Genomic DNA, 22,900 nt, shown 5'->3' on the forward strand with positions numbered 1-22,900 from the left:
CCTCCATTATACGAATTATTTTTCATTTTGCAATCGTTTACAAGAAATTTTTTTTCACACATATTTTTGTGCTATACTCTTTTTACTACTAAATTCGTGGAAAGGAACATCAGTTATGACGCAAAATTGTTTAGGAAAAATTCGTTCTCACTATGCTAGATTCAGTGAAAAAGAGAAAAAAATTGCAAATTATATTTTAGAACAGCCGGAACAAATTATTCACAGTACCATTAACGAAGTAGCAGACGATTTAAATGTAGCTGATGCAACAGTCTTTCGCTTTTGTAAACGAATTGGCTTCAAGGGCTATCAGGCGATGAAAATAGCGCTGGCTGCTGAAATTATGACGCCTATTCAGCAGATTCACGAGGAAATTGCTGAAACGGATAATGAAAAAACGATCGCTGAAAAAATCTTTCGCTCCAACGTGCGAACGCTTGAGAATACATTACAAATACTAGAGGGCAATGCTATTGAAAAAGCCGTCAAACTTTTAATGAAGGCCGATAAAGTTCAATTTTATGGCACGGGAGGCTCTTCAGTCGTGGCTATGGATGCTTTTCATAAATTTGTGCGAACAGGAATTAAAACGTTTGCATTTATCGATTCCCATTTCCAGCTTATGTCCGCTTCTCAATTGACGAAACAAGATGTAGCGGTAGTGATTTCTCATTCTGGAACAAATAAAGACACGATGAACATTTTAAATACAGCAAAAGCGAACGGTGCCAAAACGATCGGGATCACGGGTTTTCCTAAATCTCCATTAAGTCAAAACGTTGACGTTTCTCTTTATACAAGTTCAGAAGAAACCGAATATCGATCTGAAGCTCTCGCCTCGAGAATTGGACAGCTAAGCCTCATTGATGCTTTGTATGTTAATGTAATGATTGCGAATAAAGACACCTCTAAACACTCGCTTGAAAAAGTACGCGATGCTATTGCTGAAACTAGAATTTAATGTTTCGCCCTTATATATTCTTCAACTACAACATCAAACAGAGCATAAAATATATGCTCTGTTTAGTGCGGTTCTTCACTTAAAATTTTCAGGTTTTCATTCTCATTTAACATTTTCTAAGTTGCTACATATGATAAAGCACAACTTTTAAAAAGTAGGTGAAGTGTGTATGGATATTATCTATCGCACTGCAAAACTAGATGATTATACAGAAGTAAATAAAATATTAGGGGAATCACTAGAACTCCACGCAAATGCGCTTCCTTCTATGTTTGATAACCAAATGGCTGTTTTATCTCCAGAACAATATCAAGCTACCCTTTATTATGCAACCATTGATATTCTTGTAGCTCAATATCGAAATCAAATTATTGGAGCGTCTGTTGTTGAATTAAAATATAACCCTCCCACCACGTTAGCTCCGCTTTCCTACACAGCATACATCCAATATTTTGGTGTAAAAAAAGGCTTTCAAAATTATGGGGTAGGAAAAGGTCTTTTTTCTGCTACGAAACAGTGGGCTGTACAAAAAGGAGCAAATGACCTCCAGCTTACCGTATGGGCATTTAACGAAAAAGCACGTGCTTTTTATGAAAGTCTTGGACTGGAAAACTTAAGCTATCTTATGACTACTTCACTACAGCCATAAATCGTTCCATTAACGGAGGCTAGGCACGTATCTCCTACGTGCCTAGCCTCCGTTATTCAAATAAAAGACTAAATCATTTTAACGCGTTAATTTACGCAGCTTATATACATACTAAAAGAAGTTTATTACGTAGCCGGATTGCCTTCTTGCAGCTGTTCTTGTTCATCACGCTGACGGTGAGCCAAACGACTTGCCGCACTAGAAGCTACGCTCGCTACCAAATCATCTAAAAAGGTATTAACTCCTTTTTCTTTTTTACAGTCCAGCTTTTCAATAATACCTACTTTTACTTTATCTAAATAGCCAAAGGTCGTAACAGCGATACTGCCATAGGTTAAAACGGCACCTAAAGCAATCGTTTCGTCAACGCCAAACAACCCTTCGTCTTGTTCTACAATACTTTGAAGAGGTTCTGATAATTTATTTTGCTCAGCTAACTTATCAAGTTCGATTCCAACTAGAAGGGCATGCTGAATTTCTCGCTTTTGCAGTACTCTCTCTACGCTTTCAGCGCATTCCTGAATGGTTAGAGCTGGATGATAAGGAAGCTGTAAATCATACACAATTTCAGCAATATCCAAAACTGTTACGCCACGCTCTTCCAGCAAATTAAATGTTGCCTTTGCTACTTCTTTGCTCGTTGGGATTTTTTTCGCTGTCATGTCTCTCTCTCCTTTTCAAGTTGTTGTCTCTCTTTATACTAAATTCGATGAGAGCCGCTAAAAACCTTTTTTGTTCATCCTCCTGAGTTCATAAACTCGTCACATATCTCTTTAGGCGCTCATTACATTTACTTGCTATAATGAAATTATCGAATCAGGAGGTTTGTCTACTGTGGAAGAAAAACAAAGTAAATTTAGCAGAGGCTTATTATTATTTTTCATTGGCGCAACAGCCCTTTTCTTTATCGTCTTAATCGTTCTGTTTCTCATGTCTACTTTTGGAAAAAGCGAAAAAGAAGCTGTGGCTCTGCTCGCAGGAAATCACTATGCTATCGTTAAAGAAGAGAATTCATATACTCTTTATGATCAAAAAGAAAACAAGCCTATTTTGAAAGATGTAAACGGCTATTTCGGTGCTCGCAATATCCGAAGTTATGTAAAAAATGACACAGAATTGGTTTCGATTGATGAAAAAGAAGAGGAATATACGAAAAAACCGCTAGAAAAAGCCACTCAAGCAGAAAAAGATATGTTTAAAAAGATGAAAAAATTAGATTAACAAAAAAACGAATCATCAATCAAACTGTTTGATTGATGATTCGTTTTTTTTGTTAAAGTGCACGCAGGTTTTATCTGTTTCATTCCTTCTAGCAGTTGATTGGAGGGAAAGGCGAAGATTCCTGCGGAAACATGGGAACAGGTGAGACCCCGCAGGAGCACAAGCGACGAGGAGGCTCACCGGCCGCCCGCGGAAAGCGGAGTCTTGCACGGAAATCAACTGCGGCCGAGCAAGCTGTCCAGATTATATATCCAGATTGTTCATGTTTGGATGAAATTCATTTCGTTACGTCCTAACCTCTTTTTTTAGCAACGCATGCCTCTTTCTCGTCATTCGCTAAAAAATTCGTTACAATAAAATAAAGAACGATTTTTAGAAAATGTGTTACAATAAAGGTAACGCTTTCATTCAAATGCATAGGAGTCGATTATTCATGTCAGAAAGTAAGCGGAAGTTAGAAGAAATTTCTTTTTATAGTGACGCACTGCAAGAAGATCTCACGTTACTAGTCTATTTGCCGTCAAACTATTCTACGCTCTATAAGTATTCTCTACTTATCGCCCAAGATGGAAAAGATTATGTTATGTACGGACGTACACCTCGTTTAATCGATGATTTAATGAACGAGTCAGAAATCGATCGTACTATTTTTGTTGGAATTCCATATAAAAGCGTGGAAGACAGACGCGATAAGTATCATCCAGAAGGAAAGCAGGTAGATGCTTACATTCGCTTTTTAGCACATGAACTTGTGCCATTTTTGGATAAAACATATCCTACATATCAAATGGGAAAATCGCGTGTTCTAATTGGTGATTCGCTTGCTGCTACAGTTTCACTGCTGACGGCCATTGCGTATCCTCACACGTTCGGGAAAGTAATTATGCATTCTCCTTTCGTGAACGATGCTGTATTACAAACGGTCAACTCATTTGCTTCTCCTTCACTTCTGGATTTGTATCATGTTATTGGAACGGAAGAAACGGACGTCAAAACAACACAAGACGGTATATTGAACTTTATTGAGCCTAACCGCTTGTTGCACGAACAAATGAAGCAGCGTGGATATTCTGTTTTCTATGAAGAATTTAACGGAAATCATACGTGGAAATACTGGCAAAAAGACGTAAAGCGGTCGCTTCAATATATGTTGAAGTAGAAAGATATCATATTTTTTGAAAATTTGTTATAATAAGCTCGCTTTATACATATTTTATGATCTTACTTTGGAGGGATTTTTTATGAAATTTGGCGTTGTACTTTTTCCATCTAAAAAATTGCAAGATGTAGCGAATTCTTATCGAAAGCGCTATGATTCTCACTATTCATTAATTCCGCCTCATCTTACATTAAAAGAAGTCTTTGAAGCTACAGAAGACCAAATTGATGAAATTGCGGCTAATTTGCGTAAAATTGCCGAAGAAACAAATCCATTTACATTAAATGTAACGAAAGTAAGCTCATTTTCACCAGCCAATAACGTTATTTACTTAAAAGTGGAACAAAAGCCAGAACTGACGTCACTTTACAATAAACTTCATGAAGGCAATCTCGAACAGCCAACTGAGTATTCATTTATTCCACATATTACAATTGGTCAACGACTTTCAGATGATGAGCACTTAGATGTGTATAGCCAGTTGAAGCTTGTAGATGTCGCTCATGAAGAAACAGTTGATCGCTTTCATTTAATGTACCAGCTTGAAAATGAAACATGGACTGTGTTTGAAACATTTCGTCTTGGAAAGGGATAAGATACTTGAACATCAAAGTGCTAACGAACAAACAAGATCCTTCTGATGCTTACTTCGTACGTCAAAAAGTATTTGTAGAAGAACAGCAGGTTGATGTAGAGCAAGAAATCGATGAATACGATTGCGAAGCCCTGCATTTAGTTGTATACAAAGGAACTGCACCAATTGGGGCAGGACGCTTCCGTATGGTAGAGGACTATGGAAAAGCCGAACGAATCTGCGTTCTTTCTTCTTATCGAAAAGACGGTGTAGGAAAGCTTTTGATGGATAAATTAGAAGAGATCGCAGCAGAGCATGAGATTGAAAAGATTAAGCTGCATGCTCAAACGCATGCGGAAGGATTTTATAAAAAGCTAGGCTACGTAACGGTTTCAGGTGAATTTATGGATGCTGGAATTCCACATGTAGAGATGGTAAAGAAACTAAGTAAAAAACACTAGGAATTGAACCTGGTGTTTTTGCTTTTTTAAAGGATAAGAACCTTTGCTTTGCTTATACTAATACCTAATCATGGGAATTAGGTGAAAATATGGATGAACTTATCGGAATTGCACTAGAACTCTTTATCGGATTTATCTGCTTGTTTATCTTAACTAAATTTTTAGGCAGAGCGACGATCACTCAGCTTACCACTTTTGATTTTATCTCTGCTCTTGTATTAGGAGAGTTAGTAGGAAATGCGTTATATGACTCAGAAGTAGGCATAGGCAAAATTTTATTTGCTGTTATCTTTTGGGGAGCGCTTATTTATGTCACCGAAGTTATTACTCAAAAAAATATTCGCCTGCGCTTGTTTTTAGAAGGACGGCCATCTATTATTATTCGAAAAGGGAAAATTTCGTACAAAGAACTTAGCAAAAATCGATTAGATATCGATCAGCTTCTTCATATGCTGCGTTCAAAAGACATATTTTCCATTCGTGAAGTTGAATATGCAATTTTAGAAACAGATGGCTCGCTAAGCGTACTGCCAAAATCTGATTATGCTAAACCAACAAGAAGCGATCTGCAGCTGCCTCCTTCTGAACCTGTTTTATCTATCGCCTTCGTCAGTGATGGACGTTTGCTTTTGAAAAACTTAATTCAGTCAGGCTTTGATGAAGACTGGCTAAAGAAACAGTTAAAAAAACAGGGATTTACCGATTATAAACAGGTGCTTTATGCTGAATGGCAGCAGGGCCGTACACTTTTTATTGAATCTTACTAAGGTGTTTTTTACTTGTTCATTACTTTGTTAAAAATCGTGAGCGCATTCATTCTGCTGCGTTCACGATTTTTTCTATTATACCCGTGTATTAATCACTAGGCCCTTATTTGTTAGCTTGCTGTATACACGCTCTGCTGCTTGAAGCTTTTTTCGCTTTTGTACGGAGCTTGGCGTCAATTCCAATGAGTGAGAACGCGATTCAAACTCTTCGTCAAAGCTTTTTTTCTGGACAGGCCAAATACGATTTGAAAAAGAAGCATTATTTTTTTGAAGGCGATTTGCATATTGAATAGATTGATAAGGTGTGACGGGCAGTATATATCCCATATGAACCCTCCTCTTTTTCAAGATACCTTCTACTCCCGGACCTCAGTATTTTTCGCAAGAAGTATCGACATTGAAACAGCTCACTTACGCCCTCTTCTAGACTTGTTCAAAACAGATAGCACTTTGTATCTATACCTCCTTTTTTTGAACATATGTGATCTCTTACTCAATATATACCCTTTTTTACATCGTATCCCTCCAAAAATATCCGTACTCTTTTTAAAAAAAGATGATTTTGATATGATAGACTTTGATTATAGAATAAAAACTGTGCGTATATACACATCTATATCGATGTAGAACAAGAGCGGCTTCTTGCTTTAACTCCCTCTTATTTACTATTGATTGTTCATGTTTTACAAAGGAGGCCATGTTTTTTGCAACGTGCACTTTATCAAAAACAGATACTTAATCTTGCTATAACGGCTAGAGACCGATTTCAATATTTATATGAAGCTAGTCTCCGAGGAGAAATAACATGTGCTCACTGCGGAGAACCAGTTAAATTATACCTGGGGATTGAACATTCTCCTTACTTTTATCATGCTCAAGTTCCTCATGAAAGAGAAGAGTGTTCAGACACACTATCAGAAACAACAGCTGTACAACAAATAAAAGAAACTCCGGCTGAATACAGAGAAACCAATGGATTTCGTATTCCTAAAGGACGAGCTATTGGTGAGAAAAATTCAACTGTAAAAGAGAAAGCGACATGGAGGTCTTCCGCGCCTTTTTCAAGTGTTCCTGCTTTTCGCTCAAAACCACCTGTTCCTAAACACTCTGACTCTCCTTATTTAAATGAATTTAAAGAGAGCGGTATTGAATTAGATTCGAACCAATGGAAAGCTGTTACACATTCAGAAGGACCTCTTCTTATTCTAGCCGGTGCAGGAAGCGGAAAAACGCGTGTGTTAACAGCTCGCACCGCATATATGATACAAGAAAAACAAATTGATCCAAAATCCATTATGCTGGTGACTTTCACGGCTAAATCAGCTAAAGAAATGAAAGAACGATTGGCTACATATCCAAAGATGTCCGGCTTACATCTTCGTCAAATGCTAGTTGGAACTTTTCACAGCATTTTCTTACGTATGATTGTTCATCACAATCCTCAAGCGTGGCAAATGGATCGCCTGCTGAAATGGGATTGGCAAAAAGAACAGATCGTGAAAGAAGCAGCAAGAGAGCTCCACGTGGATGAAAAAGATTTCCCGTTTGATCAGGCACTTCAGCAAATCGGCTATTGGAAAAACACGCTTGTTGGCGTGAAAGATGTTCGCCCAAAAGACAAATGGGAACAAGATGTGCACTTTTTATATCGTCGCTATGAAGAAGTCAAAAAGCAAAAACAGCTATTCGATTTTGATGACATGCTGTATGGATGTTATGAAATGCTAAAACAAAATCCCGATTTGCTAACTCGTTATCAAAAAAGATTTCGCTATTTTTTAATTGACGAATTTCAAGATATCAATAAAGTTCAATATAAAATTATGAAAATGCTAAGTGAAGACTCTAAAAACTTGTGTGTCGTAGGAGATGATGATCAATCAATTTACGCTTTCCGGGGAAGCGATCCTTCGTTCATCTTAAACTTTGAAAAAGATTTTGCTCATACAACTGTTATTACGTTAAACCAAAATTATCGTTCAGCTCACGCCATCGTTTCTTCCGCTAATAAAGTGATTGCACGAAATACAGCGCGCCGACAAAAAGAAATGGCTGCCCAGTTTGATAATGAGTTAAGACCTACCTTCTTCTTTCCATACGACGAAGAAGAAGAAGCAACAATGATTGTAACGGATATGAAAGAAAAGATTAAGCAAGGAGCTTCTCCAACTGACTTCGCGGTCTTGTACCGAACTCACGCTTCTTCACGCGCCATCTTTGAACGTTTATCGCAGTCAAACCTGCCATTTTCAATCGAACAAGATGCGGATTCGTTTTATAAAAGAAGAATGGTTCGAAGTTTACTTTCATTTCTACGCTTGAGCGTGAATCCAAATGACGCAAGTTCGCTGCAAGATTTAGTGAACGCACTCTTTTTAAAGAAAACAGCAGTCAATGACTTAAAAGCAGCAAGTATTCTTCATGATGGTACATTTATTGATGCGCTTGAATATCTTCAAGATTTAAAACCGTTTCAGCAAAAAAAGCTCAAGAAAGTAATTCCTTTATTCAAGTCGCTAAAATCAATGTCTCCTTCTTTGGCACTTGAGACGATTTCTAAGGATATGGGATTCGATGATTTTGTCAAAAAACGCGGAAATGAAGGAAATATGATGGAAAAAGGTTCGGATGACGTGCGAGATTTAAAAGTTGTAGCACGTAAATTCAAAACCGTACCTGAACTGTTAGAGCATGTGGATCATATGATTGCCATGAACACAGAGATGAAAGCTTTAAGCAAGCAATTTAATGAAAGTATTCAGCTAACCACCATTCACCGAGCAAAGGGTCTTGAATATAAGCATGTATACGTACTGAGCAGCGTAGACGGAGGATTGCCTCATGATTATGCACTCGAAGCTTATCGAGGCGGAGATGATGTGCCGCTTCAAGAAGAACGCCGCCTTTTATATGTAGCCATGACGCGTGCACAGAATTCACTTTACTTATCTGTTCCGCAAACTAGAAGAGGTAAAACCGCTTATCCTTCAAGATTTCTGAAGTCTTTTATAAAAAAAGTATAAAGCAAAAAAGGCTGGGACAAAAGTATTTTAGTCAAATTGAAGTACGAACGGTTAATCAAAATTATTGATTAACCGTTCGTACTTTTTATTGTCATGTACATGTAGAGTTAATATATTTAGTTGCTTCTAGCTGTTGATTGGAGGGCTCTTTGGGGAAAAGCGGAAGGGATGAGACCCCGTAGGAGCTCATGTATCCAATTTTCTCCTCTTTAGATTGGATTGATTTCTTTACGTTTCAACCTCTATTATTAACCAAATATTCCACTAAGAGGTAGATATTCATAAGTAGATGCGTTACACTACGTTATGTACTGCATTACTATATTTTAGGAGGTTCCATTATTGAACGCAAAGCTTATTCATGAAAATGAAAAGATTTTTTTCATTTTGTGTATGGTTATCAGCTTATTAACCTATTTGTTTTTAATTATTTCACTCGTGGGCATTCTCTACATTGCAATCGGTTTTTTCATTACATTTATGCTACACGGTTTCTCTATTGCTCAAATTCGCAATAATGGAGTTAGATTGACAGAGAAGCAGTTCCCGCACACTTATCATCAGGCAAAACATTTATCTTCAGAGCTGGATTTAGAGCTGCCCGATATTTATATTGTTCAATCAGGCGGCTTATTAAACGCGTTTGCTACACGTTTTTTTGGACGTCACTTTGTCGTTTTATACTCCGACATTGTTGAAATGATTGAAGATAATCAAGAAAAAGAACTTTCTTTTATCATTGCCCACGAATTAGTTCATATCAAACGTAAGCACACACTCTACCACTCACTTATTCTACCTGCTCTTTGGGTTCCTTTTTTAGGAAAAGCTTACTCTAGGGCCTGTGAATATACATGTGATCGCATAGCTTCCGTTGCGATTGGTGATGCAAAAGCTGCCACTCAAGCACTCACTATACTTGCGGTTGGTCATTGTCTAAATAAAAAAGTAAATCAGGAAGAATTTGTTCATACGCACTCACAGGAAAAAGGTTTTTTTATGTGGTTGAATCAAGCTACTTCAACTCACCCTCCTATCGCTCATCGTATTAAAGAAATTAATTACTTAGAACAGCATCCCGAACTGTTTGATCTTGATTCTAACGCATTTCAAACAAATGAAATTGCCTAAATGGAAAAAAGCCCTGACACCTCAGGGCTTTATATAAAAATATTAAATTATTTTTTCTCATTTAGCATTTTAGCGATGGTCGCAAAATCAATGGATTGATTATTGTTTGCAATCGCCTTAACAATTTGTTCTTCTTTTTGTTTTGAAATTGGCTTATTCGCAATTTGTGCTACTCGCTTCACAATATTACGCACCGTTTGCTCATCTTTAAAATTAGCATTTTGTACAGAATTCGCAAGTTCAAAAATATCCTTCATATTAACGCCTGTTTTCTTTTCTATATTTTTAAACATATTATTATCCACTTTGCATGACCTCCTTTATTTATACTTCATCGTATGCACCATGTGCCTAGATGGTGCCCTTTACATTTAATAAAAAAATAAAGTGCGAGTGAAACTTCACCCGCACTTTTCGGTGCCTTATTCATAGAAGGGATTAATTGTAAAAACAAACACAACCAACAATAATTAATAGAATGAATAATACAACGATTAACGCAAAACCACCGCCGTAGCCACCACCGTAACCACAACCACCGTAGCCAAATCCGCAGCCCATAATATTACACCCCCTCTGTTTTACTCTCTATACTGTATGTTCACTCAAATGATATTGTATGGGCTTTTCAACTGTGTACATTAAATTTCATTGTCCAAACGGATCTTCAGCATCTTGCTCATCAAGTCTTTTTACATTCTGCTGCAGTTTCCTTTCTTGCTGTTCCATCTGCTTTTCTGCTTTTTCTACTTCTTTCATTCTCTTTCGATGTTCTCCCATCATATGCTGTTCAAAAAACCGTTCAAATTCATCGAAAAAATCCGGCATCTCTACACCTCTCTCCACTCCATGTAAAAAAGCATTGTCTGATTGACAATGCTTCTATTGCTTATCGCTTTGGTAATTTTGAACCGCAGCCGCAACCACCTTGTTTTGGAGAAGGGTACTGGACTGGCTTAGGAATGGCATGCCCTTTCTTCACCGATTGTTTTGTCATTGGTTGTGGATGATAAGGCAGGGGCTGAGGGTATTGATTAGGATTATAATTATAATGATAATACATCATGTTTCCCTCCTTTTCACAGCATCCTATCTATAACATTATATTCAGGACTAAAGAAAGACGTTCTATCTTATTTGTCCATTTTGCGCTGCAGGGACAAAAATAAATCCGTGCTGTTTTTTTGTTTCCTCACTCTCGGTCTTTCTCCTCCCTTTTGCTCTGTCACTTCACGCAGCCGATTTTGCAGTTCTTGAATTGTCCCTTGAGCTTGATGATTGTACTGTACAATAGACTGTTCGGTTTTTGATTTTTGTTCATTGACGCATGCTTTAAGCCAATCTATTTTTTCCTCTAGCTTCTTTTTTTCTTCTTCATGCTTTTGCTGTAATTCCAATAACTCTTCCTTCATATCTTCATATTCAAATTCTTGGTGCTTGAATTTTTGATATTCTTCTTTATAAAAAGCCAACTCCGACTTCAATGAAGCAATATATTGTTTTGTTTTTTCCTCGCTCATGCCCTTCACTCCTCCATTATAAATAACCCACAGCTTCTAAAAAATCAGTTAAAGATGAATAACACTTTTTATTAACATGAATATGCTGTAATTGAGTTTATTATTTCCTTCATTTTTTATGCTCGCTCCAACTAGGATTTATTCCGATAAATTCCGCTTTTACTAAGGAACATAAAAGCAGGTCATTCATACACTATAGTAGTCCGATACCTAGTAACGAAAAGCGTAAAGGAAGGACAATTACAATTAGGAGGTTTAAAAATGGCAGAACTTTTTGAATCATTATGTATCCGCGTACCTAAAGTGTACGACTGGGTTAGACGTCAAGTTGTTTTACCACAAATCTTTACGAACGACACTTCATTATTTGAAGAAGAAGCACTTAAAGATTTAGGCCATGACGTAGAAGTGGAAATTGTTTTAACAGATAGTGAAGGTCACCCTGTAGATCCTTCAGATGAAGACGCACTTGATAACGTGATTGAGCTTGTGCCGCACGGTGGTCGCAGACCTAAAAAAATTGTGTTACCAGATGGAGAAGTTGTTGTTCTTCATGAAGTAAAATTATCAATTAGCGGCTTTTACCGAGTTAAGTTAATTGAATTGAATGGACATCACAAACACGATGAGGTTGAATCTAGCGTTATTCCTTGGAAAATACATCAAACATTCTATTTATGCGCCCCGGAAGGAACAGAACCTGTTGTCCACCTTGAATCTTTTGAAGGAACTGACGGTTCTCTCAGATTATCAGATTGTCACTTACAGCAATTAAGCTTTGATCTTATGTTATGCCTAAGTGTTCAAATTGAAAAAGATGTTAAAGTTGAAGTAGAAGGAAGCTTCTGCTACCCTCGCCCTGAAATCATTTCTACAAGCAGCTGCTCACCTATTGAATATCCACCTCAATGTGATGCTATTTTCCCTGGAAGACCACATCACGATGATTTTGATGGAGACGATGTAGAGTCAGGCTTCGACCATCACGAATTTGATTAACAAGATAAAAAGCCAGAGGAGAATATTTCTCCTCTTTTTTCATCCTTTACGCGCTTTCTGCATACATATAAATAAAACTGCTATGGGCAGCTCTAACGACCAGATTAATTTATAGCTCAGCAGGAAAGGAGACTACTAGATGAGTCGTAACTCCCCTTCCCCTAAAGATGATCTAACTCAATTAAAACAAAAGCTCATACACTATAAATCAGAAATTCGAAACGTGCAAAACCAACTAAAAAGCTATGAACGAGCTTTAGAGCGAGAAAAAGAAAATACATCGTTTTGGAAAAAGAAACACGCTGAGACGCTTTCTACATCTGAAAAAGAAGTAGAAATTGAAGAATTAGAAAAAGAACTGGATCTACTGAGAAACGAGCTTTCCGAACAAAAAATTATTGCCGAAGCGTTTCGAGAAAAAGCTTCAAGGAAACAGCCCGTTATTGAAGAAAAAATCGTGGAGAAAGTAATTGAAAAGATTGTAGAAAAACCCATAGAAAGGTTCGAAAAAAGCGATATCCTCTGTTTCTTCCAACATTCCATACTGCTGCCAGAACAAGATGAAAGCGAGCTGATGATGTTCGGCAACGTAATTATTCAAAATCAAACGAGCAGTACTTTATACTCTCCAACACTTTGCTTAAAAATGAAGCCTACTGCTTCTGCTATGTTAAGCGGGAAGATCATTGATGAAAAAGATATTGAAGCTTCTAGTGTCCCCTCTTCTTCTTTAGAATGGCGCTACGCTCATCCAAAATGGAACGAAAAAATTCAAAATGACGGTGAATATTGGATTAAACCCATTAAGCAAACAGTATTAAAGCCCAAAGGCAAATTACTATTTGACTCTTTTCAAGTAGTCATTCCGCTCTCCACTGATACAACTTCATTTATTCTAGAAGGCTTTTTCTATAGTGAAGAGTGGCAGGAAGGTATTCCTTTTTTAAATAAAGTTGTGCTAAATTTCCCTTAATCATTAAAAGACATATTGACGATCAATATGTCTTTTAACTCGTCCATTTATTTCATAAAAGATTCTATAATTCCTGCACACCCTGCAATAGCTAAGATCGTAATAATAGGAATAGCAATGTGCGGGACCGCTACATAACTAAAATAAATCCCTACCGCACACCATATGCCTGTACACCAATAGCAGCTGAGCAGTTCTCCAATCCACCTTTGCAGCCCCTTCCCTTTTATCTCCAGGTACGTTACCGTATTTCCTTGTTCATCTTGATCTTCTACAATTTTGTGAAACGGCTTCCGAATAAAAGCCGTAATTTTATCAAAAACAATTAGACGAGTAAGTCGAAACGTTGCAAAGATAAATAGCGTTAGATAAATCCATGTCATCTTCATTCCTCCGTACATTCACAAACTTATGAAAATAAAAGCTAACGTGCTTCTTCACTGTTAGCTTTTAAAATCACTTAAATTTTAACGATAGATATGGTTTGAATATCATGAAATGTCAATACTGTTTTCTCTTTATTAGGAGGAACGCTTACGTATAAACTTCCTTCTTTTAATTCTAAGATTGTTCCTATATATTTTTGATTTTGGCACGTAATTTCACAAATTGGCTGAGACATATGAGGCGGGAAGCTGCATAGAAATTCAACTTTTTCTTTAATCGTCATAGACTGAAACATTTTATTTGGCTTTTTATTCTCTGATTGCGGTATATCCACAGGAACAATTGAACGCTCTTCCTTTTTTTCATTCTTAATCTCTTCCACTTTTTCTATGTCAGGCTCTTTGACTTCTTGAATAGAAGAAAAGCTGGGCTCTTCTTTTAACACATGCTCTTTCTCTATTCCTTTATTGTCTTGCTGTTTTGAACTAAAATAATATTGCATAGAACGCTGGTTTTGCGTAGCGTTTGGCTGGACAATGTACATTAGCGGCTCATTTTCTTCTGACTTAGATTTTGAGTTAGTCATGAAGCATACCTCCAATTGCTTGTTATCGTTCTTTTAAAAATGTATGCTTGCACACGGAAAAACTTGTTTATTTTTTTGCGGCAGCCTTTTTAGAAATAAAAGCAGCACTATACTTTTTTATATAATTTAGGAAAATACCACAAAAGAAGTTGAGATATAACTAAATTAATTCAATCTAAAGACGCATAAATAGGATACATGAGCTGACCGCTTGCTACACCGCCGTTGATTTCCATGCAAGACTTCGCTTTCCGCGGGCGGCCAATGAGCCTCCTCGTCGCTTGCGCTCCTGCGGGGCCTCACCCCTTCCACTTTCCCCTCAGGAGTCTTCGTCTTGCCCTCCAATCAACTGCTAGAAAGAGCTAAACAGATGAAACTTATTTTCAAAACAACAAAAAACGAACCACTAATCAAACATGTTGATCAGTGGTTCGTTTTTCACTTGAGCTAAAATACTTTTGTCTCAGTCTCTTCCTCTCATTCAATCAGGTAGAAAACTAAATCCAGCTAAATACCTTTATCTAATTTTATACTCAAGAAGCATACGCAATTCATTCACATACGAACGAGACCCCGTTACAATCAAGCGATCATCAAATTCAAGCTCTGTATCGCCATGAGGTACAATAGAATCTTTACCTCTGAAGATTCGAACAAAAATCACATCTCCTGTAAACGGAAACTTACGAAGCTCTACCCCCTCGTATTTAGGGTTACGCATATTAATTTGATAAAGTGCTGTTTCTTGATTCGTTAAGATATTTAAAATATTTGGCGATTCGATTAAAGCTTTTAGCAATGCCGTTGTAGATAACAGCACAGAAAAAACTTCAATGTTATTTTCTTTCATCTTTTCATCTAAGACAGGACTTTCTACGCGGGCAATAACCCGTTCTGTACCATACTCTTTTGCAAATAGAGCAATGTCGCTATTTCTTTCTTCTTCCCCTGTTGTTACAACTAATACATCCGCATCTAAAATCCCCATATTTCTTAACGTTTCCTTACTATATCCATCGATGTCGACGATATTAAAAATGGAATCCGACGTACGGTTTTCAATTTTGTCCTGAGTAGGATGATAAATCGTCACATCATATAAATCAAGATCCATTTCTCGAATAACCGGGAGTGTAAATTGATTTGCACCAAGCATATTAACCTTCAGCTTTCTATCACTGATTTCTGGCTTTGGAAACAGCTTTCTAAAGATAATAGGTGTAATAATACATGTAATAATCGCCACCAAAATCAGCGCACCGGACATTTGTGAATCAATCACACCAATATTTTCACCAACCGTTGCTGCCGCAATAACGAGTGATAAAGTCGATGTTAAAAGAAAACCCGATGCCAAAACGGTTTTCATATCATACCATTTTCTTAAGATTAACGCTGGAACTAGCTTAGATATTAATAATGCAATGAATAATAAAGGCATTAAAATCAGCACTTTTTTATCACTGAACAATGACCAAACGTCAAGCTTCACTCCTACCATCACAAAAAAGATAGGAATTAAAAAACCGTAGCCAAACGAATCTAATTTATGAACTAAGTTTTTATTAGGCGCAAGAAGAGAAACGAGTGATCCCGCTAAAAAAGCGCCTAAAATGTTTTCAACACCAATTGACTCCGAAAGGCCCACTAGAATGATAATGAGTGCAAATACGGCGCGCGTGTCGATTTGAATTGTACCTTTAGACATTGTCTCAAGAAACGATCGGTTTTTAAACTGCTTCCCTATGAAGTATAAAATCACTCCTACTCCAAATAAAATTAAAATCAACCATGTATTACTATTTCCTGATTTATCATAGACGGAAGCAAATACGGCTAGTAAAATCATCGTGACTAAGTCCGCAATAACCGCAATCAATAAAATGGTTTGTCCAATTGGCTTTTTCATAATCTGTGCATCTTTTAAAGTCGGCACTACTACTCCTAGTGAAATGGTAGAAATAATAAGCGTCATCAAAAAGGCATTATCAATAAAACCGGTCCATACAAAAACATAGGACAAAAATAGTGAAACCGCAAAGATAGCTGCAAACACTAGTATAGAAATGGAAAAAGCATTTGGCACCTTCGCTCCTGATGCCTTTTTGTCTTTTGAATTTCCTCCAGCAAAAGCAGAAAAATCAATTTCCAAACCACTTAAAAACATCAAAAAGATAAAGCCTAAAGTGGAAAGTGTTTCAAGCCACATATCCTGCTCCACAAGGTCAAAACCACTTTTCCCTATAATTAATCCCATAATAATTTCAGCTACGACTACAGGTATAATGTTGAGTTTAAACCGATGCAACAGTATAGGCGTTAAAAAGGCCAAACTAATGACGATAACAAGTGATGTAAAGGACGCGTGCTGTTCCATTAGATTCCCCTCCTTTTACCTTCGCTATTTATAAAACGAAGACGTTAGTATTCAAAATTAAAGGTTAATCATAAAAGCTTGAAGGTTCTCTGTCAACTATATGAACTGATAATGAAAATCCGACATGATTACTCATGTCGAATTCCAAAGTCCCTTCATTATTTTAAATAACTCATAAATGTTGTGGCTAGACCGAAGTAAATTAAAATACTGATAAGATCATTGATCGTTGTAATAAATGGTCCTGATGCGACTGCAGGGTCAATTTTGAATCTGTGCATGAGAAGCGGGATAAACGCTCCTGCTAGTGTAGCCACAATCAATGTTGAAAATACAGAGACGCCTACCAAAGCGCCTAAAATCAGATCTCCCTGCCAAATATAAACAATTAATACAACTAAAAGTCCACATGATGCGCCCGTAATCATTCCGGTAGCTGCTTCTCGGATTAACAGCTTAAATTTGCTTTCTTCTTCGATTTCTCCCGTCGCCAGTCCGCGAACCGCAACGGCTAGTGCCTGAGTTCCTGTATTACCAGCCATACCGCCAATTAAAGGTATAAATACAGCTAAAATAGCTACTTGATTCAACGTATCTTCAAAACGTCCAATTAAACTCGCTGTCATCATTCCTAAAAACAGCAAAATGATCAGCCAAGGCAGCCTCTTTTTGGCCGCTACTAAGGGATTGTGGTCAATCGTATCATCTACATCACTAATACCGGCTAATTTAGAATAGTCATCCGATGCCTCTTCATCAAGAACATCCATCACATCATCAACCGTAATAATCCCTAGAAGATGCTGCTGAAAATCAACAACTGGAAGCGCAAGAAAGTTGTAATCGCGCATAATGCGCGCAACTTCTTCTTGGTCTTCTGCTACTGACACGGATACAACTCGTTCATTCATAACTTCGCTTATCATCGTATCTTCATCTGCTATAATTAAATCACGAAGAGAAATAACACCTGCTAGATGCTTTTGTTCATCAATAACAAATACATAATAAATCGTTTCCGCTTCTGGAGCTTCCCTGCGTAGAATGTGCATAGCTGAATGTACGGTTTGATTTTCACGAATGGCCACAAACTCAGTCGTCATAATACTTCCAGCGGTATATTCCTCGTAATGAAGCAGCTCTTTAATTTCATCGGCTGCTTCTTCATCCATAATCGTTAAATAGCTCGCCACTTGTTCTTTATCCAATTCATTTAATACGTCAACGGCATCATCCGCCGACATTTCCGACAGCATGTCTGCTGCAAAATTGGGATGCATTTCTGAGAGAATTTCTTGATAATCTTCTTCTCGTATCTCTACATTTTCAAAGATATCCGCCATTTCTTCCGGAGATAACATCTCGTACAGCGCAAACCTAGAAGGCTCATCTAATTCTTCAAAAAATTGAGCTTGGTCATACGTATGCATATGTAAAAATTCTTCACGAAATGCATCGATTTCATTTTTTTCTAGAAGTGATAATAAATGTTCGGCGAACCATGCTTTTTCTTCTTTTTCAATTGAATCTGTCATGTCTTCAACCTCCCTGTCGCACAAAACTCATTTAACTTTATGATGAATTTTGTTTTTTTTCAACTCATAGCTCTTTACTCTTTTCCCAATAATATATAAGTTCTACACATAGTTTGCTCCATATAAGGGTAATTTTATATCGTCAAAGGAAAAACCTTTTAAGGATGTGGATAAAAGATGAAAGTAGATATAATAGGCGATATCCATGGATGTTATGATGAATTAAAAGCGTTAACAGAAAAACTTGGGTATGAGTGGCAAGACGGGATTCCTATCCACTCTGACGGACGGCGCCTTGGATTTGTAGGTGATTTAACAGACCGAGGACCTCATTCACTAAAAGTGATTGAGCTCGTATGGTCACTTGTAATCAAGCATCAGCAAGCTTACTACTGTCCAGGCAATCACTGTAATAAGCTATATCGCTTCTTTTGCGGTAACAAAGTGGAAATTACTCATGGGTTAGAAACGACCGTTGCTGAGTACGAAGCCTTGCCTTCAAGAGAACAGAAATTCATTAAAAAAAAGTTTATTGAGCTTTATGAGCAATCACCTCTATATGTGCAGCTTGATCAAAATCAATTAATTATTGCTCACGCCGGCCTTAAAGCTGAATACATCGGCAGAACAGATAAAAAAGTTAAAACCTTTGTGCTATACGGAGACATTACGGGTGAAAAACATCTAAACGGTATGCCTGTCCGACGGGATTGGGCCCAACATTATAACGGAAAACCTTTTATCGTGTATGGGCATACACCCGTAGTAAAAGCCAGAAAAATTCATAATACCATTAATATTGATACAGGCGCAGTTTTTGGAGGGGCTTTAACGGCGTTTCAGTATCCTGAAGGGAATATTATATCGGTGCCTTCATCTATGCCTTATGTAGAGGAAAAATTTAATCACTTCGTGTAAAAAGAAAGTCGCTTTTCATTTAAAAAGCGACTTTTATCTTACGATTTGAAGTTTCTGCATATCTGGCGGCAAAGGTGCTGTAAAAGACAACGTTTTTTGTAAAAAAGGATGAAAAAAAGTGAGCTCATAGCTGTGGAGAGCTTGACGAGAAATAAGATGATTCGTTCCGCCATATAGGGTATCTCCAAGCAGTGGATATCCTTTATAAGCCATATGAACACGAATTTGGTGAGTTCTCCCCGTCTCAAGCGAAAGAGCAACTTCTGTAAAAGAAGAATACGGACGAAGCGCCGTATAGTGTGTAATAGCAAACTGCCCATCTTCTCTTACTTCCCGTTCGATGATACTTGACTCTTTTCGGCCAATCGGTGCCTCTATCGTTTCCTTGCCAACAAGCTTACCATGAACAAAAGCTCGGTACACGCGTTTAATTTCATGTTCTTTTTGTGCTTTAGAGAATAAGTAATGAACGTGCCTATGCTTAGCGACAATAAGCAGCCCAGATGTGTCTCGGTCTAACCTGTTCACAAGATGAACAGTCGAGTTAATGTTATTTTTCTCATAATAATAGAGCACAGCATTACTTAGTGACCACGTTAGATGTTCTCGAGAAGGTATACTTGGCATGTTTGGCTGCTTATTCAAAACTAATATATACTCATCTTCGTATACAATATCCAAAGGTATAGCTTTAGGAAGAAGACTTTCACTTGCTTTTTCTGGTGGAAACGCCACCTTGATTTCGTCACCTTTTTGCAGAATATATCGAACCGTTGCATGCTTTCCATTTACTTCAATCGCTCCTCCTCTGAACTTAATGTCCGTCAGCGAAGCTTTGGAAATATCATGTTCTTTTAAAAATTCACGAACCGCTACACCCTCGAAAGAATGATCTACGGTCCAACTCAACGTAAAAACTTGTTTCATTCTCTTCCCTGCCTTTAATCATCACATACAAAAGAGTCTCTGACACGCTGCCAGAAAGGAAACGCGCGAAAGCGAGCAAATCGAATTTTTTCGCTTGCTACCCGAAATTGAATCGACTTTACATCTTTATGTAAAAGAGTTAAATGATCAATGGTAATTTGAAAGTCTGCGTCGTTAACAGGCTTTAACAGCGCTGTATGATGTCCAGGAAGAACCAATGGAGAACCTATCGTACGGAACACTCGATTGTTAATAGAAGCCATTTCAGCAATTTGAATAGCTTGAAGCGAAGGATGTAAAATCGCGCCTCCAAGGGATTTGTTATAAGCTGTACTTCCTGAGGGAGTGGATACGCAAAGGCCGTCTCCTCGGAATGTCTCAAATCGCTGCCCTTTAATTTCCACATCCATTACTAAAGAGCCTTCTACACTTTTCACCGTACATTCATTCAGAGCTAAATATCGAGCTTCGCGTCCACCGTTCGTATAGCGGATAATCACTTCGAGCAGTGGATACTCTACAGTCTGATAGGGTGTCTTTGCAATAGCAATCACCAGCTTCTCAATCTCATCAGGTGTCCAATCTGCGTAAAAGCCTAAATGACCGGTATGAACCCCAATAAAAGCCGTCTTGTCAAGTCGGTTTCGATAGCGGTGAAACGCGTAGAGAAGCGTTCCATCCCCCCCTACTGACACTACAATATCAGGCTGGTTTTCATCATATTCTAAATGAAAATCTAATAAATACGTTTTCATTTTTTGCATAAGCGTATTTGATATTTGGTTGCCTTTTGATGTAATAGCAAATTTTATTTTCTCCACCTAATTCTCTCCCCCTATCCATCCAGTGTACAAAGCTGTTGCTGAGTCATACCTAAGATTCTTCCGCCGATTCTTTTTTTCGTGAGAAAATAGCCTGGGCTTCTTGAATCTCACCTCGTATTTGAGACATTTCTTCATCGAGCTGAGTAGCCGCTTCAGAAGCACGCTGAAGTCGCTTTTTGATATTCTCAGGAAATTTCCCGCTGTACTTATAATTTAAAGAATGCTCAATTGTAGCCCAAAAATTCATAGCCAGTGTACGAATTTGAATTTCCACTAAAATTTTCTTTTCACCTTTAATTGTCTGAACAGGATAACATACGACCACATGATATGAACGATAGCCGCTTTCTTTTTTATGAAGAATATAATCTCTTTCTTCAATCAATTCAAAGTCTGTGCGCTGACGAAGGAGCTCTACGACCGCTTTAATATCGTCCGTAAATTGACACATCATACGGAGTCCTGCAATGTCCTGCATCTCTTCCTCTAAGCGATCGAGAGAAATTCCTTTTCGAGTCGCTTTATCCAAAATACTGGCGATAGGCTTTACTCGTCCCGTCACGAATTCAATAGGTGAATGCGTAGACTTCATATCATACTGTGAACGAATTCCTTTTAATTTCACCTTAAGTTCTTCAACGGCTTGTTTATACGGTGCTAAAAATAAATCCCAATGCCTGATCATTAATAACACCCCCCTTTTTTCTCTCTGTTACTTATTTTCTTTATCTAAAAAAACTTCCTCTACTCTTGCTACCATCTCGTCTCCATAATTCACATTTCCTTCGATGTTACTGATGAGATAAGACAGCTCTTCTTTAACGGCTGATAGCTCAATTACTTCCTTATTAATTTCTAAAAATACTTTCATATCTTTATGTAAGACGTGCTTTAAATTCGCCCAAATATTATCACTAAGGCCAACATACATAAATTGATCATTAATATCTACAACATATACAAATGACATGTTATCTGAGTCAACAAGCATTTGTTTTGTATCTTCCAATTGTTCAATTTCCGTCTCAATAGGGTCTGCTTTTAAATGTAATTCATTTGATTTCATCACACAGGTAGTGATGTCAATTCGATTGTGCATAAATAAACTCCTTCCAACTATACAATTCGTTACTATTTTAACACATTCCAGGAACGTTTAATAAAGGTAAAACCTAAACAATCCGTATTTCTTCATTTTCCAAGTTCCCCATATGGATATTCCTGTTAGGAAATGTAGTTTTACTGTCTCAAAAAGTGTGATAAATTAAGATGGAAAGTGCCTTACCAAAAGACCTAAATTAAAAGGATGATTTCATTGAAACAAGAAATTGAAATTGAATTTAAAAATATAGTAACGAAAGAAGAGTTTGATCGTCTCCGCTCACATTTTCAATTAACTGAAAATCAGTTTATTTCTCAAGAAAACCACTATTTTGATACACCTGCTTTCTCATTGAAAGACTGCGGAGCTGCCCTGCGAATTCGAAGCAAAAAAAATAAATTCGTTCTCACGCTAAAACAGCCTCATCAAGAGGGCCTTTTAGAAACACATGAAGCATTAACAAATGAACAAGCTAAAGAATTGCTAGATGGCAGCGCCAAGATTCCGTCAACGATTCAACAGCTTATTACTGATTTACAAGTCGATAGCCATTCGCTAACTTATTTTGGCACTTTGCGTACAAGTCGAGCAGAAATTCCATATAAGAACGGGTTACTTGTACTCGATCATAGCTTTTATCTAGGTGCTGAGGACTATGAACTCGAATACGAAGTAACCGATGCCAATGAAGGGGCAAAATATTTTGAGCAATTGCTTATGGAGCTTGATATTAAAAAGAAACCAACGGAAAACAAAATTCGACGGTTTTACAAGCGAAAGTATACGTTAATGGATGGAGAATAAAT

General features: G+C 37.5%; 29 protein-coding genes. 14 read left to right on the top strand and 15 right to left on the bottom strand.

Going from position 1 to position 22,900, the window contains the following annotated elements; all coding sequences use genetic code 11:
* Positions 1-115: 115 nt before the first annotated feature.
* Together AC1VNJ_RS11135 and AC1VNJ_RS11140 are read left to right on the top strand one after the other, a co-directional pair.
* Complete coding sequence (locus AC1VNJ_RS11135) at positions 116-961, top strand: MurR/RpiR family transcriptional regulator (RefSeq protein ID WP_014461544.1); 846 nt, start codon at positions 116-118, stop codon at positions 959-961.
* 169 nt (positions 962-1,130) lie between these two features.
* Positions 1,131-1,610 carry a GNAT family N-acetyltransferase gene (locus AC1VNJ_RS11140; RefSeq protein ID WP_028412334.1) on the top strand — a complete coding sequence of 160 codons (480 nt, stop codon included), beginning with the start codon at positions 1,131-1,133 and terminating at the stop codon, positions 1,608-1,610.
* 125 nt (positions 1,611-1,735) lie between these two features.
* Here AC1VNJ_RS11140 and AC1VNJ_RS11145 read toward each other — a convergent pair whose 3' ends face one another.
* A complete protein-coding gene (locus AC1VNJ_RS11145) occupies positions 1,736-2,272 on the bottom strand; it encodes a phosphatidylglycerophosphatase A family protein (RefSeq protein WP_028412335.1) in 537 nt (178 codons plus the stop codon).
* A 172-nt stretch (positions 2,273-2,444) separates the two neighbouring features.
* Between AC1VNJ_RS11145 and AC1VNJ_RS11150 the strand changes: the two genes are divergently transcribed.
* From AC1VNJ_RS11150 to AC1VNJ_RS11175, 6 genes are all read left to right on the top strand, one after another.
* Positions 2,445-2,831: a hypothetical protein gene (locus tag AC1VNJ_RS11150; RefSeq protein WP_033578065.1), complete on the top strand. Its 387-nt coding sequence runs from the start codon at positions 2,445-2,447 to the stop codon at positions 2,829-2,831.
* 95 nt (positions 2,832-2,926) lie between these two features.
* Complete coding sequence (locus AC1VNJ_RS11155) at positions 2,927-3,127, top strand: hypothetical protein (RefSeq protein ID WP_155008528.1); 201 nt, start codon at positions 2,927-2,929, stop codon at positions 3,125-3,127.
* A gap of 137 nt (positions 3,128-3,264) precedes the next feature.
* The gene (locus AC1VNJ_RS11160; protein ID WP_098625921.1) at positions 3,265-3,990 is read left to right on the top strand and encodes an alpha/beta hydrolase; all 726 of its coding nucleotides are present in this window, start codon (positions 3,265-3,267) and stop codon (positions 3,988-3,990) included.
* A gap of 82 nt (positions 3,991-4,072) precedes the next feature.
* A complete protein-coding gene (locus AC1VNJ_RS11165; RefSeq protein ID WP_013055455.1) occupies positions 4,073-4,585 on the top strand; it encodes a YjcG family protein in 513 nt (170 codons plus the stop codon).
* A 5-nt stretch (positions 4,586-4,590) separates the two neighbouring features.
* Positions 4,591-5,025 (top strand): GNAT family N-acetyltransferase, encoded by a 435-nt coding sequence (locus AC1VNJ_RS11170; protein ID WP_154989571.1) that lies wholly within the window; start codon positions 4,591-4,593, stop codon positions 5,023-5,025.
* An 89-nt stretch (positions 5,026-5,114) separates the two neighbouring features.
* Positions 5,115-5,792 (top strand): DUF421 domain-containing protein, encoded by a 678-nt coding sequence (locus tag AC1VNJ_RS11175; protein ID WP_028412339.1) that lies wholly within the window; start codon positions 5,115-5,117, stop codon positions 5,790-5,792.
* Between the two features lie 75 nt (positions 5,793-5,867).
* Here the strand turns inward: AC1VNJ_RS11175 and AC1VNJ_RS11180 are convergent, their stop codons facing one another.
* Positions 5,868-6,119, bottom strand: coding sequence for a hypothetical protein (locus AC1VNJ_RS11180; RefSeq protein ID WP_033578061.1), 252 nt, complete (start codon positions 6,117-6,119; stop codon positions 5,868-5,870).
* Positions 6,120-6,496: 377 nt separating this feature from the next.
* Between AC1VNJ_RS11180 and AC1VNJ_RS11185 the strand changes: the two genes are divergently transcribed.
* Both AC1VNJ_RS11185 and AC1VNJ_RS11190 read left to right on the top strand, forming a co-directional pair.
* Positions 6,497-8,815 carry an ATP-dependent helicase gene (locus AC1VNJ_RS11185; protein ID WP_034267618.1) on the top strand — a complete coding sequence of 773 codons (2,319 nt, stop codon included), beginning with the start codon at positions 6,497-6,499 and terminating at the stop codon, positions 8,813-8,815.
* Between the two features lie 342 nt (positions 8,816-9,157).
* Positions 9,158-9,946, top strand: coding sequence for a M48 family metallopeptidase (locus AC1VNJ_RS11190; protein WP_230624603.1), 789 nt, complete (start codon positions 9,158-9,160; stop codon positions 9,944-9,946).
* Between the two features lie 47 nt (positions 9,947-9,993).
* Here the strand turns inward: AC1VNJ_RS11190 and spoVIF are convergent, their stop codons facing one another.
* The 5 genes from spoVIF to AC1VNJ_RS11215 all read right to left on the bottom strand — a co-directional run bounded on the left by spoVIF (position 9,994) and on the right by AC1VNJ_RS11215 (position 11,466).
* A complete protein-coding gene (gene spoVIF / locus AC1VNJ_RS11195) occupies positions 9,994-10,251 on the bottom strand; it encodes a sporulation-specific transcription regulator SpoVIF (protein WP_013055449.1) in 258 nt (85 codons plus the stop codon).
* Between the two features lie 133 nt (positions 10,252-10,384).
* Positions 10,385-10,507, bottom strand: coding sequence for a YjcZ family sporulation protein (locus tag AC1VNJ_RS11200; RefSeq protein ID WP_013055448.1), 123 nt, complete (start codon positions 10,505-10,507; stop codon positions 10,385-10,387).
* Positions 10,508-10,594: 87 nt separating this feature from the next.
* Positions 10,595-10,774: a hypothetical protein gene (locus AC1VNJ_RS11205; protein WP_033578059.1), complete on the bottom strand. Its 180-nt coding sequence runs from the start codon at positions 10,772-10,774 to the stop codon at positions 10,595-10,597.
* Between the two features lie 61 nt (positions 10,775-10,835).
* On the bottom strand, positions 10,836-11,012 hold the full coding sequence (locus AC1VNJ_RS11210; RefSeq protein ID WP_167387307.1) for a hypothetical protein: 177 nt from the start codon (positions 11,010-11,012) through the stop codon (positions 10,836-10,838).
* A gap of 67 nt (positions 11,013-11,079) precedes the next feature.
* Positions 11,080-11,466 carry a hypothetical protein gene (locus tag AC1VNJ_RS11215; protein ID WP_028412343.1) on the bottom strand — a complete coding sequence of 129 codons (387 nt, stop codon included), beginning with the start codon at positions 11,464-11,466 and terminating at the stop codon, positions 11,080-11,082.
* Positions 11,467-11,727: 261 nt separating this feature from the next.
* Here AC1VNJ_RS11215 and AC1VNJ_RS11220 point away from each other — a divergent pair, with 261 nt between their 5' ends.
* Both AC1VNJ_RS11220 and AC1VNJ_RS11225 read left to right on the top strand, forming a co-directional pair.
* Complete coding sequence (locus tag AC1VNJ_RS11220; RefSeq protein WP_028412344.1) at positions 11,728-12,465, top strand: BMQ_0737 family morphogenetic spore coat protein; 738 nt, start codon at positions 11,728-11,730, stop codon at positions 12,463-12,465.
* Between the two features lie 139 nt (positions 12,466-12,604).
* The gene (locus AC1VNJ_RS11225) at positions 12,605-13,438 is read left to right on the top strand and encodes a hypothetical protein (RefSeq protein WP_033578058.1); all 834 of its coding nucleotides are present in this window, start codon (positions 12,605-12,607) and stop codon (positions 13,436-13,438) included.
* Between the two features lie 47 nt (positions 13,439-13,485).
* On the opposite strand, the gene AC1VNJ_RS11230 is transcribed toward AC1VNJ_RS11225, so the two are convergent.
* The 4 genes from AC1VNJ_RS11230 to mgtE form a co-directional block, all read right to left on the bottom strand.
* Positions 13,486-13,821 carry a DUF1360 domain-containing protein gene (locus AC1VNJ_RS11230; RefSeq protein ID WP_033578057.1) on the bottom strand — a complete coding sequence of 112 codons (336 nt, stop codon included), beginning with the start codon at positions 13,819-13,821 and terminating at the stop codon, positions 13,486-13,488.
* Positions 13,822-13,898: 77 nt separating this feature from the next.
* Complete coding sequence (locus AC1VNJ_RS11235) at positions 13,899-14,411, bottom strand: CotO family spore coat protein (RefSeq protein WP_047751645.1); 513 nt, start codon at positions 14,409-14,411, stop codon at positions 13,899-13,901.
* A gap of 517 nt (positions 14,412-14,928) precedes the next feature.
* Positions 14,929-16,788, bottom strand: coding sequence for a monovalent cation:proton antiporter family protein (locus tag AC1VNJ_RS11240; RefSeq protein ID WP_033578055.1), 1,860 nt, complete (start codon positions 16,786-16,788; stop codon positions 14,929-14,931).
* Between the two features lie 158 nt (positions 16,789-16,946).
* On the bottom strand, positions 16,947-18,323 hold the full coding sequence (mgtE, locus tag AC1VNJ_RS11245; RefSeq protein WP_014461563.1) for a magnesium transporter: 1,377 nt from the start codon (positions 18,321-18,323) through the stop codon (positions 16,947-16,949).
* Positions 18,324-18,500: 177 nt separating this feature from the next.
* On the opposite strand from mgtE, the gene prpE reads away from it, so the two are divergent.
* On the top strand, positions 18,501-19,241 hold the full coding sequence (prpE, locus tag AC1VNJ_RS11250) for a bis(5'-nucleosyl)-tetraphosphatase PrpE (RefSeq protein WP_033578054.1): 741 nt from the start codon (positions 18,501-18,503) through the stop codon (positions 19,239-19,241).
* 33 nt (positions 19,242-19,274) lie between these two features.
* On the opposite strand, the gene AC1VNJ_RS11255 is transcribed toward prpE, so the two are convergent.
* The 4 genes from AC1VNJ_RS11255 to AC1VNJ_RS11270 form a co-directional block, all read right to left on the bottom strand.
* Entirely contained in the window at positions 19,275-20,168 is an 894-nt protein-coding gene (locus AC1VNJ_RS11255; protein WP_028412351.1) for an RluA family pseudouridine synthase, read from the bottom strand.
* A gap of 14 nt (positions 20,169-20,182) precedes the next feature.
* Positions 20,183-20,980, bottom strand: coding sequence for an NAD kinase (locus AC1VNJ_RS11260; protein WP_025749877.1), 798 nt, complete (start codon positions 20,978-20,980; stop codon positions 20,183-20,185).
* Positions 20,981-21,041: 61 nt separating this feature from the next.
* Positions 21,042-21,677 (bottom strand): GTP diphosphokinase, encoded by a 636-nt coding sequence (yjbM, locus tag AC1VNJ_RS11265; protein ID WP_014461566.1) that lies wholly within the window; start codon positions 21,675-21,677, stop codon positions 21,042-21,044.
* 27 nt (positions 21,678-21,704) lie between these two features.
* Positions 21,705-22,091 (bottom strand): UPF0738 family protein, encoded by a 387-nt coding sequence (locus AC1VNJ_RS11270; RefSeq protein WP_014461567.1) that lies wholly within the window; start codon positions 22,089-22,091, stop codon positions 21,705-21,707.
* Between the two features lie 216 nt (positions 22,092-22,307).
* On the opposite strand from AC1VNJ_RS11270, the gene AC1VNJ_RS11275 reads away from it, so the two are divergent.
* A complete protein-coding gene (locus tag AC1VNJ_RS11275; RefSeq protein ID WP_033578053.1) occupies positions 22,308-22,898 on the top strand; it encodes a CYTH domain-containing protein in 591 nt (196 codons plus the stop codon).
* Positions 22,899-22,900: the final 2 nt, after the last annotated feature.

Source organism: Priestia sp. 3CA3, from assembly GCF_056836725.1.

Excerpts from the sequence above, each read along its gene's own strand:
- AC1VNJ_RS11135 (WP_014461544.1), top strand. The coding sequence starts at position 116 with ATGACGCAAAATTGTTTAGGAAAAATTCGTTCTCACTATGCTAGATTC.
- AC1VNJ_RS11140 (WP_028412334.1), top strand. The coding sequence starts at position 1,131 with ATGGATATTATCTATCGCACTGCAAAACTAGATGATTATACAGAAGTA.
- AC1VNJ_RS11145 (WP_028412335.1), bottom strand. The coding sequence starts at position 2,272 with ATGACAGCGAAAAAAATCCCAACGAGCAAAGAAGTAGCAAAGGCAACA.
- AC1VNJ_RS11160 (WP_098625921.1), top strand. The coding sequence starts at position 3,265 with ATGTCAGAAAGTAAGCGGAAGTTAGAAGAAATTTCTTTTTATAGTGAC.
- AC1VNJ_RS11165 (WP_013055455.1), top strand. The coding sequence starts at position 4,073 with ATGAAATTTGGCGTTGTACTTTTTCCATCTAAAAAATTGCAAGATGTA.
- AC1VNJ_RS11175 (WP_028412339.1), top strand. The coding sequence starts at position 5,115 with ATGGATGAACTTATCGGAATTGCACTAGAACTCTTTATCGGATTTATC.
- AC1VNJ_RS11180 (WP_033578061.1), bottom strand. The coding sequence starts at position 6,119 with ATGGGATATATACTGCCCGTCACACCTTATCAATCTATTCAATATGCA.
- AC1VNJ_RS11200 (WP_013055448.1), bottom strand. The coding sequence starts at position 10,507 with ATGGGCTGCGGATTTGGCTACGGTGGTTGTGGTTACGGTGGTGGCTAC.
- AC1VNJ_RS11205 (WP_033578059.1), bottom strand. The coding sequence starts at position 10,774 with ATGCCGGATTTTTTCGATGAATTTGAACGGTTTTTTGAACAGCATATG.
- AC1VNJ_RS11210 (WP_167387307.1), bottom strand. The coding sequence starts at position 11,012 with ATGATGTATTATCATTATAATTATAATCCTAATCAATACCCTCAGCCC.
- AC1VNJ_RS11215 (WP_028412343.1), bottom strand. The coding sequence starts at position 11,466 with ATGAGCGAGGAAAAAACAAAACAATATATTGCTTCATTGAAGTCGGAG.
- AC1VNJ_RS11220 (WP_028412344.1), top strand. The coding sequence starts at position 11,728 with ATGGCAGAACTTTTTGAATCATTATGTATCCGCGTACCTAAAGTGTAC.
- AC1VNJ_RS11225 (WP_033578058.1), top strand. The coding sequence starts at position 12,605 with ATGAGTCGTAACTCCCCTTCCCCTAAAGATGATCTAACTCAATTAAAA.
- AC1VNJ_RS11230 (WP_033578057.1), bottom strand. The coding sequence starts at position 13,821 with ATGACATGGATTTATCTAACGCTATTTATCTTTGCAACGTTTCGACTT.
- AC1VNJ_RS11235 (WP_047751645.1), bottom strand. The coding sequence starts at position 14,411 with ATGACTAACTCAAAATCTAAGTCAGAAGAAAATGAGCCGCTAATGTAC.
- AC1VNJ_RS11240 (WP_033578055.1), bottom strand. The coding sequence starts at position 16,788 with ATGGAACAGCACGCGTCCTTTACATCACTTGTTATCGTCATTAGTTTG.
- mgtE (WP_014461563.1), bottom strand. The coding sequence starts at position 18,323 with ATGACAGATTCAATTGAAAAAGAAGAAAAAGCATGGTTCGCCGAACAT.
- prpE (WP_033578054.1), top strand. The coding sequence starts at position 18,501 with ATGAAAGTAGATATAATAGGCGATATCCATGGATGTTATGATGAATTA.
- AC1VNJ_RS11255 (WP_028412351.1), bottom strand. The coding sequence starts at position 20,168 with ATGAAACAAGTTTTTACGTTGAGTTGGACCGTAGATCATTCTTTCGAG.
- yjbM (WP_014461566.1), bottom strand. The coding sequence starts at position 21,677 with ATGATCAGGCATTGGGATTTATTTTTAGCACCGTATAAACAAGCCGTT.
- AC1VNJ_RS11270 (WP_014461567.1), bottom strand. The coding sequence starts at position 22,091 with ATGCACAATCGAATTGACATCACTACCTGTGTGATGAAATCAAATGAA.